Annotated in this window: 14 protein-coding genes; 10 read left to right on the forward strand and 4 right to left on the reverse strand. The window is 65.2% G+C overall.

Features of this window, described 5'->3' with window-relative positions:
• Nucleotides 1-5 precede the first annotated feature (5 nt).
• Nucleotides 6-821: a Rossmann-like and DUF2520 domain-containing protein gene (locus Q3866_RS03045; protein ID WP_301829505.1), complete on the forward strand. Its 816-nt coding sequence runs from the start codon at nt 6-8 to the stop codon at nt 819-821.
• Here Q3866_RS03045 and Q3866_RS03050 read toward each other — a convergent pair.
• On the reverse strand, nt 818-1,876 hold the full coding sequence (locus tag Q3866_RS03050; protein WP_301829507.1) for a hypothetical protein: 1,059 nt from the start codon (nt 1,874-1,876) through the stop codon (nt 818-820). The genes Q3866_RS03045 and Q3866_RS03050 overlap by 4 nt on opposite strands.
• 234 nt (nt 1,877-2,110) lie before the next feature.
• Nucleotides 2,111-3,529: a PLP-dependent aminotransferase family protein gene (locus tag Q3866_RS03055; protein WP_301829509.1), complete on the reverse strand. Its 1,419-nt coding sequence runs from the start codon at nt 3,527-3,529 to the stop codon at nt 2,111-2,113.
• Between the two features lie 130 nt (nt 3,530-3,659).
• On the opposite strand from Q3866_RS03055, the gene pdxS reads away from it, so the two are divergent.
• The 6 genes from pdxS to Q3866_RS03085 all read left to right on the forward strand — a co-directional run bounded on the left by pdxS (nt 3,660) and on the right by Q3866_RS03085 (nt 8,195).
• Nucleotides 3,660-4,541, forward strand: a complete 882-nt coding sequence (pdxS, locus tag Q3866_RS03060; RefSeq protein WP_301829511.1) for a pyridoxal 5'-phosphate synthase lyase subunit PdxS — start codon at nt 3,660-3,662, stop codon at nt 4,539-4,541.
• Nucleotides 4,541-5,107 carry a pyridoxal 5'-phosphate synthase glutaminase subunit PdxT gene (pdxT, locus tag Q3866_RS03065; protein WP_301829513.1) on the forward strand — a complete coding sequence of 189 codons (567 nt, stop codon included), beginning with the start codon at nt 4,541-4,543 and terminating at the stop codon, nt 5,105-5,107. The genes pdxS and pdxT overlap by 1 nt, the downstream gene beginning before the upstream one ends.
• 314 nt (nt 5,108-5,421) lie before the next feature.
• Nucleotides 5,422-5,814 carry an aspartate 1-decarboxylase gene (gene panD / locus Q3866_RS03070; RefSeq protein ID WP_301829515.1) on the forward strand — a complete coding sequence of 131 codons (393 nt, stop codon included), beginning with the start codon at nt 5,422-5,424 and terminating at the stop codon, nt 5,812-5,814.
• A 36-nt stretch (nt 5,815-5,850) separates the two neighbouring features.
• Nucleotides 5,851-6,684, forward strand: coding sequence for a hypothetical protein (locus tag Q3866_RS03075; RefSeq protein ID WP_301829516.1), 834 nt, complete (start codon nt 5,851-5,853; stop codon nt 6,682-6,684).
• Nucleotides 6,685-6,759: 75 nt separating this feature from the next.
• A complete protein-coding gene (gene thyA / locus Q3866_RS03080; RefSeq protein ID WP_301829518.1) occupies nt 6,760-7,608 on the forward strand; it encodes a thymidylate synthase in 849 nt (282 codons plus the stop codon).
• Nucleotides 7,609-7,655: 47 nt separating this feature from the next.
• Nucleotides 7,656-8,195 carry a dihydrofolate reductase gene (locus tag Q3866_RS03085; protein ID WP_301829519.1) on the forward strand — a complete coding sequence of 180 codons (540 nt, stop codon included), beginning with the start codon at nt 7,656-7,658 and terminating at the stop codon, nt 8,193-8,195.
• Here the strand turns inward: Q3866_RS03085 and Q3866_RS03090 are convergent, their stop codons facing one another.
• Nucleotides 8,196-8,807 (reverse strand): hypothetical protein, encoded by a 612-nt coding sequence (locus tag Q3866_RS03090; RefSeq protein ID WP_293826575.1) that lies wholly within the window; start codon nt 8,805-8,807, stop codon nt 8,196-8,198. It abuts the gene before it with no gap.
• Between the two features lie 329 nt (nt 8,808-9,136).
• Between Q3866_RS03090 and Q3866_RS03095 the strand changes: the two genes are divergently transcribed.
• From Q3866_RS03095 to Q3866_RS03105, 3 genes are all read left to right on the forward strand, one after another.
• Nucleotides 9,137-9,505, forward strand: coding sequence for a heavy-metal-associated domain-containing protein (locus tag Q3866_RS03095; RefSeq protein WP_301829524.1), 369 nt, complete (start codon nt 9,137-9,139; stop codon nt 9,503-9,505).
• Nucleotides 9,506-9,573: 68 nt separating this feature from the next.
• Entirely contained in the window at nt 9,574-11,274 is a 1,701-nt protein-coding gene (locus tag Q3866_RS03100) for an LTA synthase family protein (RefSeq protein WP_301829525.1), read from the forward strand.
• Between the two features lie 12 nt (nt 11,275-11,286).
• Nucleotides 11,287-11,691 carry a hypothetical protein gene (locus Q3866_RS03105; RefSeq protein WP_301829527.1) on the forward strand — a complete coding sequence of 135 codons (405 nt, stop codon included), beginning with the start codon at nt 11,287-11,289 and terminating at the stop codon, nt 11,689-11,691.
• Between the two features lie 306 nt (nt 11,692-11,997).
• Here the strand turns inward: Q3866_RS03105 and Q3866_RS03110 are convergent, their stop codons facing one another.
• Entirely contained in the window at nt 11,998-12,204 is a 207-nt protein-coding gene (locus Q3866_RS03110) for a cold-shock protein (protein ID WP_073294340.1), read from the reverse strand.
• Between the last annotated feature and the right edge of the window lie 181 nt (nt 12,205-12,385).

Below are 12,385 nucleotides of genomic sequence, written 5' to 3' on the forward strand. Positions count from 1 at the left end.
TTCGCGTGAACAACGTCGTTGACATCGCCTTTATTGGAGCCGGCAAGGTTGGCTGCTCGCTCGCCCGCTTTTTAGCGGACAGCGAGCGTGTCCGCCTTGCCGGCTTTTTCTCTCGCAGCGAATCGAGCGCCCGCGAGGCAGCGGCGTTTGCCGGCGGCCGGGCGTGTGGCTCGATCGAGGAGTGCACGGGCAGCGCGAGCGTCATCTTCGTAACGACCCCCGACGCGGCCATCGCCGAGGTGGGTCGCGAGCTCGCCGGGCTCGACCTGGCCGGCAAGATCGTGGCGCACTGCTCGGGCGCCACGCCGTCGAGCGCGCTGGACGCGTGCCGCGGGGTGGGGGCTTGCGTGGCGTCGCTGCACCCCCTCTATGCCGTGAGCAGCAGGTTCGACTCGTGGCGCGAGCTTGCGAGCTGCACCTTTGCCGTTGAGGGCGACGAGTGTGCCTGCGACCTTCTCGGCAGCATTGTTCGCGAGCTTGGCGCCGCCGTTGTGAAGATCGACGGCACCCAAAAGGCGCGCTACCACGCCGCCGCCGTCATGGCCTCGAACCTTGTGGTGGGCCTCTACGACATGGCGGTTTCTGAGCTTGTGACCTGCGGCTTCGATCACGCGGGCGCCGAGCGGGCCTTGGCTCCCCTCTTTCTGGGCAACGCCCGCCACGTGGCCGAGGACGGCCCCGCCGACGCCCTTACCGGCCCCGCCGCCCGCGGCGACGAGGCTACGATAGAGCGCCATCTTGGCTGCCTCGGCGGTGACACGCGCGCGGTCTACGAGCTGCTCACGCAGCGCTGCCGCGAGATTGCGAAGCGCCGGGGTTAGGCCACGAGGCGACTCCAGTCGCAGAAGATTTGCGCGCGCAACTCAACCTCTACAACGCGATAACGCTCGGAGCGCCTTGCACGGCGCCTACCCAGCACCTTTGCGATGTGATCAGCAAGTCTGTCGAAGCGTTTCTCGTCATGGACCTGCTCGAACGTGATGGGGAGAACGGTTACGCCCATCATCTGCAGCGAAAGCGAGCGATTCGAGTCTTCGATTGCCGCCGGGGCGCTGTTGTGGATCATGCGGCTCTGGCATTCGATGTCGAGCTTAACACCCTCCTCGCCCTCAAAGTAAAGATCGGCAATGGCGGAGCTGCGACCCGATATAGCCCGAGCTGACGCGCTCAGCCAAATACGGCGATTGAGCTGCAGGTCCTTGAAGCCGCAGCCACCCAGCCGCGTATCGAGGCTGAGCAGCATCGCCGCCTGCACCTCGAAGGGCGAGGCAGCAACTCCCCTTACATCATTGGCGGCGCGAACCAGCGCACGGTGGCCTCGCATGCCATCCGTGTTCGCGGCGAAGTTACGCAGTTCATCGATGTCAATGAGTGGCTCGCGGCTCCAAAGGTTAGAGGCCTTCCCGCTCGCAGAGCATACCCGCTCCCAGGCGCCAGACATGTTGAGCGCCGCATGATTCCTTGGGCTTGCCAGCGCCTCCTCGATTCGGGGCGATGGCTTGAACACGGCAAAGGACCCGCACAACTCGTAGGCGCACATCACAAGCGTGATGTAGGAGACCTGATTGGCCAGCGTGAGCAGGGTAAACGCAGGCGAGGCAACCTCAATGCCAAGTTCGCTCTGTACAACCGCCCCAGCCGGCAGTGGGCCAGACCAAGCATGGTTGGTGAGATTCGAAGTTGAGTTAGGATGGCGGCCGCCCACGAGCAAACGACTCAACGGCAAACCTAGGATTTCGTTAACCAGCGGGTGCTCAAGATAGTCTGACCTATGACGAGCAAAATCGCCAATTGGCAGAGGCGGACACAGGGAAAGTACTTGCGGGGGTATCCGCCAGTATTTGAAAGCACTTGGGCCACAAAGTACGCCATCCATGATGCCCCCTTCCTCGGTAGAAAGAAACTAACAGACAACGCTTCGGTGAGCAGCGAGACGAAGGGGATTTCGGCAAACGCGCTGCGGCGGCGAATCCAAATCAACTATTTCGTGCTTGTGCCGCAGCCATCAAAGTAGAAAGGCCATTGTGACTTCACTCAACTGGGTTTTTGCAAGATACAATCGGCCGTCTACTCCAGAGTCAAAGATCTAAGCAAGAAAAAGTTGATTAGCCTATTTAAGGGATGGCCCGTCGAAGGCCAAAGAGGCCAGAATCGCGACGCGGGTGGGGTCGAGGGCGTCGTAGGGTACGACGAAGCGGCGCGCAGCGCCGCTTCGGTCGCCGCCCGCGCGCTCAAAGGCGTAGCGCGACAGGGGCACGAGGCACGCTTCGGGCAGACCCGCCGCAACGGCACGGACGGCGATCTCTTCCTCGCTGGCCTTGGTGTCCACGCGAAGCACCAGGTGAAGGCCGGCGTCTGCCTGCTCTATGCCAATCCTGCCAGCATCGGGTCGCGCGCGCAGGGCACCCACGAGCTCGTCGCGCAGGTCGCGGCAGCGCTTGCGGACGCGCGCCACGTGGCGCTCGTAGTCGCCGCCCTCGAGAATGCGAGCCAGCGCAACCTGTTGCACCGAGCTCACGGTGCTCGAGTAAAAGCCCAGCTCACGGCTATAGCGCTCCATCATCTCCTCGGGAAGCACCATATAGGCGAGGCGCAGGGCCGCGCCCATGCTCTTGGAGAACGTATTGGTGTAGATGACGCGCCCGTCAGCGTCGATGCTCGCAAGTGCCGGCACAGGACGCCCCGCCAGGCGAAACTCGCAGTCGTAGTCGTCCTCGACAAGCCAGCGCCCCTCCTGGGCGGAGGCCCAGCCCATAAGCTCGTACCTGCGGCTTATTGACGTCACGAGCCCCGTGGGGAACTGGTGGGACGGCATGAGGTGGAGCACGTTTGCACCCGACGCCTCAAGTCCCGCCATCTGCACGCCCCGCCCATCGAGCGGAACATGGCGCACGCCGCACCCGCACGCCTCGTAGATCCTCGTGAGCCTCACGTACCCCGGGTCCTCGAGCGCAAACACGCCGGCCTGGCCCATGAGCTGGGCAATCATCACGTCGAGCATCTGAGCACCCGCGCCCACCACGATGCGCGCGGGGTCCACGACAAGTCCGCGCGTCTGGCGCAGATGAGCCGCGATGGCGCGCCTCAGCCGCAGCGTTCCCTGGGCAGGGGCCGGGCAGAACACCTCCTCCTCGGGCTCGCATGTGAGCGTCTGGCGCAGGGCGCGGCTCCAGAGCCGCGCCGCGTCGAGCGAGGCGCCGGCCGGCCGCGACAAGTCCGTCTGGCTATCGCCCGAGGCATGCACGGCAGCATCTACCTGCGGCGACGCCACATACGCCACCATGCCCGGCAGGTCGCACGCGTAGTAGCCACTGCGGGCGCGGGCGCTCACGTACCCCTCCGCCACCAGCTGGCCATAGGCCCCCTCGACCGTAGCGACACTCACGCCCAGGTGCTCGGCCAGCGAGCGCTTCGAGGGCAGGCGCGACCCCGCCGCAATCTCGCCTTCGACAATATCGTCACGAATGCGCTGGTAGAGATAGCCATAGAGGCTCTCGCTGCCATGCGCCGCCATGTCGTAATCGAGCATCTGACCCTATCAGCTCCTCGCACCTGACCCTATCCTGACCTGCTAAGTTTCTCACCTACTGAAGATGTTGCCAATGCCAGATTCGGCGTAGGGTATCGAGCTACCAATCAACCCAGACCGGGAGGCACGCATGGCAACCAGCCAAGACCGCACCAAGCTCAACCGCCAGCTCGCGCAGATGCTCAAGGGCGGCGTCATCATGGACGTCACCACCCCCGAGCAGGCGCGCATCGCCGAGGAGGCGGGCGCCTGCGCCGTCATGGCCCTCGAGCGCATCCCCGCCGACATCCGCGCGGCCGGCGGCGTCAGCCGCATGAGCGACCCCGCCATGATCGCCGGCATCCAGCAGGCCGTCTCGATTCCCGTCATGGCCAAGTGCCGCATCGGCCACATCGTCGAGGCCCAAATCCTGCAAGCCATCGAGATCGACTACATCGACGAGTCCGAGGTCCTCACCCCCGCCGACGACACCTACCACATCGACAAAACCCAGTTCGACGTGCCCTTCGTCTGCGGCGCGCGCGACCTGGGCGAGGCCCTGCGCCGCGTGGCCGAGGGCGCCACGATGATTCGCACCAAGGGTGAGCCGGGCACGGGCGACGTCGTTCAGGCCGTGCGCCACATGCGCAAGATCCAGAAGCAGATTCGCGACGTCGTGGCCCTCCGCGACGACGAGCTCTTCGAGGCCGCCAAGCAGCTCGCCGTGCCCGTCGAGCTCGTGCGCTACGTCCACGAGAACGGCAAGCTCCCGGTCGTGAACTTCGCCGCGGGTGGCGTGGCGACCCCCGCCGACGCCGCGCTCATGATGCAGCTCGGCGCCGAGGGCGTCTTCGTGGGCTCGGGCATCTTCAAGAGCGGCGACCCGGCCAAGCGCGCCGCCGCCATCGTCAAGGCCGTCGCCAACTACACCGACGCCAAGCTCATCGCCGAGCTCTCCAAGAATCTCGGCGAGGCCATGGTGGGCATCAACGCCGACGAGATCGGCATCATCATGGAGGAGCGTGGTCGCTAGTGGCTACCGCCGTCCTCGCCGTCCAGGGCGCGTTTGCCGAGCACGAGGCCAAGCTTGCCGAGCTGGGCGAGAAGGTTGTCGAGCTGCGCCAGGCAGCGGACCTCGACCAGCCGTTCGACCGCCTGGTGCTGCCCGGCGGAGAGTCGACCACCCAGGGCAAGCTCCTGGCCGAGCTGGGCATGCTCGAGGCGCTGCGCGAGCGCATCGCGGCCGGGATGCCCACGCTCGCCACCTGCGCGGGCCTCATCCTGCTCGCCAGGCGCCTCGACGCCCACGACGACAAGGGCACGCCGCGACTGGCGACGCTCGGCGTTCTCGTGCAACGCAACGCCTACGGTCGCCAGCTGGGCAGTTTTCACACGAACCTGCAGTTCAAAGGCCTGGGAGAGGTGCCCGCGACCTTCATCCGCGCCCCCTTCGTGATGGAGGCCGGCGCGAACGTTGACGTGCTCGCCGCCCACGAGGGGCGCATCGTGGCCGTGAGGCAGGGAGGCCAGATCGGGCTCGCCTTCCACCCCGAGCTCGACGCAGACCCACGCGTCCACGAGCTGTTCCTCTCGCTCTAGGCCCAGCCGCTCGCCCTTGAACGGGACGGCATCGCCCTAGACACGACGCGCCTCGCCCACCCGGAAGTGCGCACGGCACGGTCGGTTGTTACCGCCGCGGATCATCAACCGACCGCAACGTGCGCGCTCCCGCCGCCAGCGACGCCCGCCCATTCGCATATCCGAACGAAACCTCCGGGACGGAGGCGAACCTTGTGAAATCCACGTTGGTTCGCCTCCGCCCCGCGCTATGCGTTGTACCCTAGGAAGTTGCAAAAGACGCCTCACCCGCAGCTCACGGCCGCGGGCACATCATAGACACGGAGCAGCGACACATGGTCCTCAACATGCTCAAGGGCAAGATTCACCGCGCCACGGTCACCCAGGCCGAGGTCGACTACATCGGCTCGATCACGATCGACCAGCAGCTCATGGACGCCGCTGGCATTCTCGAGTACGAGAAGGTCCAGGTGGCAGACGTCAACTCCGGCAGCCGCCTCGAGACCTACGTCATCGCAGGCGAACCCGGCAGCGGCGTCATCTGCCTCAACGGCGCCGCCGCCCACCTCGTAACGCCTGGCGACAAGGTCATCATCATGTGCTACGCCCAGATGACCCCCGAGGAGGCCCAGACCTCCAAGCCCCACGTCGTCTTCGTCGACGACGACAACAGAATTGCGCGCGTCACGCGCTACGAGCGCCACGGCAGGCTCGAGGACCTCGACTAGGCCACATCTCACGCGCCCAAGCATCGGGAGGAAGACATGAGCACCCAGCAGCCCACATCGCAGCCCGACGTCAACAGCCATAAGCACGAGAAGGACGAGGACAAGCAGCCTGTCCTCGAGAGCGCCAGTGCAACCACCTCGCAAGACAACAGGAGCGGCGTTGCCGCCTACGTCATCGTGGCCGTCGTGCTCATGGTGCTCGTGGCCCTCGCCCTTACGCTGTGCAACGTTCTCGAGGTCGTGGGCACGAGCATCGATTGGGAAGACCCCAACACCTACTCCTTCGATGACGATGACTACGACGACCTGCTCGACGACCTTGGCATCGACGACGAGCACGACATCTCGTCTGGCCAGAGCCTCACGGCAGACAACGCCCTCGACCAGTACCTGGGATGCATCGAGTACACCGTGTCCGACTACGTCTTTGCCTCTGACTACTCCGGCTCCCAGCAGGCGGTGGCCACCTACGTGAAGGCCCTCGCGAGCCGGGACGCCAGTTCGGCCGCCGAGGTCAAGAGCCACCTGCGCGCCGCGGCCGCGACAGGCGACGACGCCACGCGCGCCTCCGAGCTCCAGGCCGCGGCAGACGCCGCCGCGTCTGCCAGCGAAGCCATCGAGGCCCTGGAGCTGCCCGCAGAGAGCAGCGTCACCGGTACCAAGGCCGCAGACATCATCGAAAACCTCACCGACGCCCGCGACGACGCCCTCACCCGCTGGAACAAGATTGCCCAGGTCATCGACATGGTTACGAACCCCAGCGGCCACACGACCCGCGAGCTCTCCGACCTCGATGACGAGGCCTCCGAGGTCACCGACATAGCCCTCGAGCTCACCCATGCCCTGGGCAACTCGGCCAGCTGCAAGTAACCTGGGACGATGCCCCCGCAGTCCCTTGTCCCAAGCCCGCACCGGCACCCGCGCCACCGCAACCCAAGGAGAACCATGAGCAAGGCAGACGAGCTCTTCTGTGCCATGTGCACCGACATCCTCGACAACGGCACCACCACCGAGGGCCAGAAGGTGCGCCCCCACTGGGAGGACGGCACGCCCGCCTACACCATCAAGCAGTTTGGCGTGGTCAACCGCTACGACCTGCGCGAGGAGTTCCCCGCGCTCACCCTGCGCCGCACCGCGCTCAAGAGCGCCATGGACGAGGTGCTGTGGATCTACCAGAAGAAGTCCAACAACATCCACGACCTCAAGAGCCACATTTGGGACGAGTGGGCAGACGAGACGGGATCGATCGGCAAGGCCTACGGCTACCAGATTGGCCAGAAGAGCCACTACGCCGACGGTGACTTCGACCAGATGGACCGCGTGCTGCGCGACCTTACGCTCACGCCCTTCTCACGCCGCATCATGACCAACACCTACGTCTTCACGGACCTCTCTGAGATGAACCTCTACCCGTGCGCCTACAGCTGCACCTACAACGTCACGATGCACCCCGGCGATGCCGCACCCACCCTCAACATGATCCTCAACCAGCGCAGCCAGGACGTGCTCGCGGCCAACAACTGGAACGTCTGCCAGTACGCCATCCTGCTCATGATGGTGGCCCAGAGCGTGGGCATGCAAGCCGGCCAGCTCGTCCACGTCATCGCCGACGCACACATCTACGACCGCCACGTCGACATCATCCGTGAGCTCATCGCGCGCCCGCAGCACCCGGCGCCCACGGTGACGCTCAACCACGAGATCACGAACTTCTACGACTTCACGACGAGCGACCTCATCGTCGAGAACTACGAGCACGGCCCGCAGGTCACGAACATTCCCATCGCCGTCTAGCCGCACGCGAGCACCCCGCGACACGCCACAGCAACCCAGGAGCCACCATGAGCATCCCCGCCACTCCCCTGCCCAACCTCCACGCCATCGTCGCCGTCTGCGACGGCTGGGGCATCGGCGCGGACGGCGACATGGTGGTCGAGAACCGCGCCGACATGCGCCACTTCGTGGCAAAAACCTCGGGACACACCGTGCTCATGGGCAGGCGCACCCTCGAGAGCTTCCCGAGCGGCCGCCCCCTCAAGAATCGTCGCAACATCGTGGTGACGCGCGACGCGAGCTTTGAGCGCGAAGGTGCCGAGGTGACCCACTCCCTCGAGGAGGCGCTTGACCTCCTCGCACCGGACGAGCAGTGCTGGGTCATCGGTGGCGGCCAAGTCTACCAGGCACTCATTGGCGCCTGCGCCAGCGCCGAGGTCACCAGGAACCACTGCGTGCGCCCGGCAGACACGTTCTTCCCCAACCTCGACGACGACCCCACGTGGCGCCTCGCCAAGACCGTCAACACAAACGAAGAAGGCGACCCCCTCCAGACGCCGGAGGGAATCGCCTTCGAATTCTGCACGTACGAGAGGGCTCGCGCCTAGCTAGCCAATCGTCGAGGGGTCGACGCCCGCAAAGAGCAGCGAGCCCAGCTGGTCGCTGTCGGTCGGGTTCCAGGAACCGTCGCTGTCCTTGGTGAAGTCAATCTGGACGTCGGCCGTCTTGATGGGCGCGTCGTCGGCGCCAAGGGCGGTGTAGAGCTTCTCGAAAAGCTTGGCGGCAATGCCATCCTCGCCCAGCTCGGCGTAGTCGGCCTGGGCCTCCTCGGAGCTGGCGTAGTTGAGGGCGTCGGCGGTCCAGGTCTCGAAGACCTGGGCGATGTCGACGTTGGTGACCGGAATCGTGACGGTGGCGTTGTCACCGTCGACCTCGACCGTGGGGTCCTCGTAGGAGAAGTGCTTCACGCAGCCGTTGTAGAACTGTTCGACGTCCATGCCGCTGCTGGAGAGGCTGTTCCACTCGTCCTCGCCCAGGACGGACTTGATCGTGTCGGCATCGGCCTGCTTGATCGTGTCGAGCTCAAGCTTGACCTGCTGCTTGATGACTTCCTCGGGCTTGGGGCCACCGCAGGCCGAAAGGCCCAGCGTGCTCGTGAGAGCCAGGGCGAGCGTTGCGACAAGCGCGCCGGCGCGGCGAATGAGGGCGTTGGTGTTCATGCTGCTCCTTTGAACATGAGCGGGAAGGCCCTTCCGCCCTCCCCTTGAGACTCCACGGTAGCAGATTGAATCAAACCTGAAAGTAGCCGTTCTGCCAGAAGGGGCTTTACCTATGCGAGCGGCGCCCAACGACGAGACGGGCACGCGCAGACCGACGCGCTTGCGTCATCCCGACAGTCCGGCCAGCCTCACGCCATGCCAGGCATCTAGCCCCCTCAGAAGGCCCGCCCAAACCCGCGTCCAAGCCCCTGTCACGCGGTTGCGGCTACAATAAGTAAGCCAAATTAAACATTCGCAGTGGCGCGCGACAAGCGCCCAGAGGAGGAGCCATGCTCATCAACGTTATCATCATCTCAGTCATCGTCGTGGCCTGCGTCGTCATTGTTCGCGGCTACGTTGCCCGAGGCGGCAAGGGAGACTGCTGCGGCGGCGCCGACGTCGTGCGCAGCCACGGGCCCAAGGACCGCGACGCCTCGCACTACGCCCACGCCTACGACGTCGTCGTCACGGGCATGAGCTGCGAGAACTGCGCCAAGCGCATCGCCAACGCCTTCAACGAGCGCACGGGCACGATGGCCACCGTCGACCTCGCGGCGGGCGTCGCCCACGTGCGCACCAAGGAGGCCGCCCCGGCCGAGGAGCTGCAGCGCGTCGTGCGCAACGCCGGCTATGGCGCGGGCGCGGTCACGGAGCTCTAGGGCAACAACCCAGTTATAAGGTGCTGTATAATTAGAGTTTTGTTATCCAAGCTATCGCAAGAGGTACCGTGAACACGCAAGACATCGCAACCTTCATCCGTCGCAACCTGCGGCCGGCAAGCATCGTCTGGTGCGTGCCGTTCGTCGTCCTCGCCATCGCGCTCGCCAACCTGGTGGGCGCGGGCACCGTGGTCATGGGCGAGGACACGTTTGCCCTCATCCAGCTGCTCTGCGTGCTCGGCGTCGCCCTCTCCCTGCTGCGCGAGCCGCTGCTGCGCCCGCTCGACCGCCTCGCGGACTCCGAGAGCCACATCAAGATGGTGGCCGGCCGCGTGCTGCCGCTGCTGCGCGACTGGGCGCTGCTCGCCTTCGTGGTAGCGGCCACCTGCACGGCACTCGAGGTGCCGTGGAACACGAGCCTCGCCGACGTCGACGCGGGCCTGCTCGCCCTCGAGCGCGGCTGCGTCACCGCCGTCGTGGTCTGCGCGTGGCTCGTGGGCCAGCGCCGCGGCTGGCTCGTAGCCGTCTGCGCGGCGGGCCTCTCCGCCCTCGGCATCGCCCAGGGGTTCCTGCTCACCCTCAAGGGCACGGCCATCCTGCCCTCGGACCTTCTCGCCCTGGGAACGGCCGCCGCGGTGGCCGACGGCTTCACCTACGAGGTGACGCCCCTCATCGCGCAGGGCATCCTGCTGCTCGTGGCCTCGCTCGACGCCTGCGTGCTCATGCGCCCGGCCGGGCGTCCCATCGGCCGCGCCTGGGGCCGCGCCGCAGTAACCGCCTTGGTGGCACTCGTGGCCTGCGCCTGCGCCGCCAACGGCTACAACGCGCTCGATCTGCACAACGACTACGAGATACAGATCGACTACTGGTGGCCCTCGAACAGCTACTACCAGTACGGCATGCTGCCCGCCTTCATGACGATGGCCAAGGACATGGAGATCTCCGTGCCCGAGGGCTACACCGATGAGGAGGCCGCGGGCACCGAGGCCGCGCTGGCCCAGGACTACGACAGCGCAACCGATCACAACGCGGCCCAGGCACGCGCCGACCAGTTCGGCGCCATCCACCCCAGCATCGTCTTCGTCATGAACGAGACGTTCGCCGACCTCTCCTCAATCTACGGCGACCTGGGCGTGGACTACGAAGGCCCCACCTACTTCAAGAGCATCGACGACGCCCTCGTGCGCGGCAACCTCACGGTGTCTGCCTACGGCGGCGGCACCTGCAACTCCGAGTTCGAGACGCTCACGGGCAGCAGCCTCTCCTACATTGGCATGGGCCTCTACCCCTACACGCTCTACGATTTTGACGACACACCCAACCTCGCCCGCCAGTTTGCCGAGATGGGCTACGACACCACGGCGATCCACCCCAACCTCTCAACCAACTGGAACCGCGAGAGCGTCTACGAGCAGATGGGTTTCAACCGTTTCTACGACATCTCGGCCTTCGAGGACGCCCCCGTCTTCCACAGCGGCGTGACCGACGCCGCCACCTACCAGAAGGTCCTCGACCAGCTCGCGAGCAGCGACACGCCGCAGTTCGTCCTCGACGTGACGATGCAGAACCACAGCTCGTACAACCAGTACAACATCCCCGAGGACCGCCTCACGACCTACAACGCGCCCTACTGGGACCAGGCCGGCAACGACCAGCTCAACGAATACCTCTCGTGCATCCAGGCCTCCGACCAGGACCTGCAGTGGTTCATCGAGCAGCTGCGCGGCCTCGACCGCCCCGTCATGCTCGTCTTCTTTGGCGACCACTAGCCCAACTTTGGCATGGCGCTCGACGACGCGCTCTATGGCGACGCGGGCCAGACCGCGCACTCGGCGCGTGCCTACCAGACCAACTACCTCGTCTGGGCCAACTACGACGTTGCCGCCACGGGCAAGATGCGCTGTGAGCAGACCTCGACGAGCACCCTGGGCGCGCTTGCGCTCGATGCCATCGGGGCGCCGCTCACGAGCTACCAGAAGGCCGCGCTGGGCGCGCGCCTGTCCATGCCGGGCATCAACCTCTTTGCCTATCAGGACGGCGAGGGCTTCTGGCACACCACGAGCGGCAACTCCACCGACGAGCCGGCCCAGAACGCCGAAGCCGAGTACGCCGCCGAGCGCGCTCTCGAGGCATGGCGACAGCTCGCCCACGTGCAATACCTCGAGTTTGCCAAGACGGTGCAGTAGCTCCTTCACATTCAGACGGTGCAAGAGAGCACAGGCCAAGTCATCGGTTCTTCCATATTACGCGCCTGAGCTCTGTAGATGCGTATTTTGGATGAACAGGGAAAGGCAAGAACAACACGCAACGCAGCGCAGGGCGCCCGTGACCAACCAGTTGCGGGCGCCCTACTTGATGAAACGCATGCCCCTGCGGGCGTCTCGATCGATGCAAGCATGCCCAGCCGCTGGACACCCGCTGCTGCGTGGCGGCAATAATAAAAAAGGGGCGCCTCAAAGAGGCACCCCTTCCCAAGCGTATGTAAGTCGAACTTAGGCGAGCTTACGGACGTTGGAAGCCTGGAGCTTGCCGTTCTGACCGGTGGTGATGTCAAACTCGACAGCCTGGCCCTCGTCAAGAGTCTTGAAGCCGTCCATCTGAATCTCGGAGTAGTGGACGAACAGGTCGTCGCCGTCCTCGCGAGAGATGAAGCCGTAGCCCTTGTCCGGATTGAACCACTTAACAGTACCCTGAGCCATGACGTGCCTTTCTTTCGTTTGCCCCTCCGGGGGCAACAAATGCGCTTGCGCGCTGAACAAAAAGTGACCCTAAAGTCACGAGGAATAGTCTACCCCAGCCCACGCTCCTTACCCACGAGAAACGCAAATTAGCCGCGAGCGGTACCGGCGGACAAGAAAAGCCCCTCGCGGAGCCGCAGGC

Source organism: uncultured Parolsenella sp. (assembly GCF_958346945.1).
Lineage (GTDB): Bacteria > Actinomycetota > Coriobacteriia > Coriobacteriales > Atopobiaceae > Parolsenella.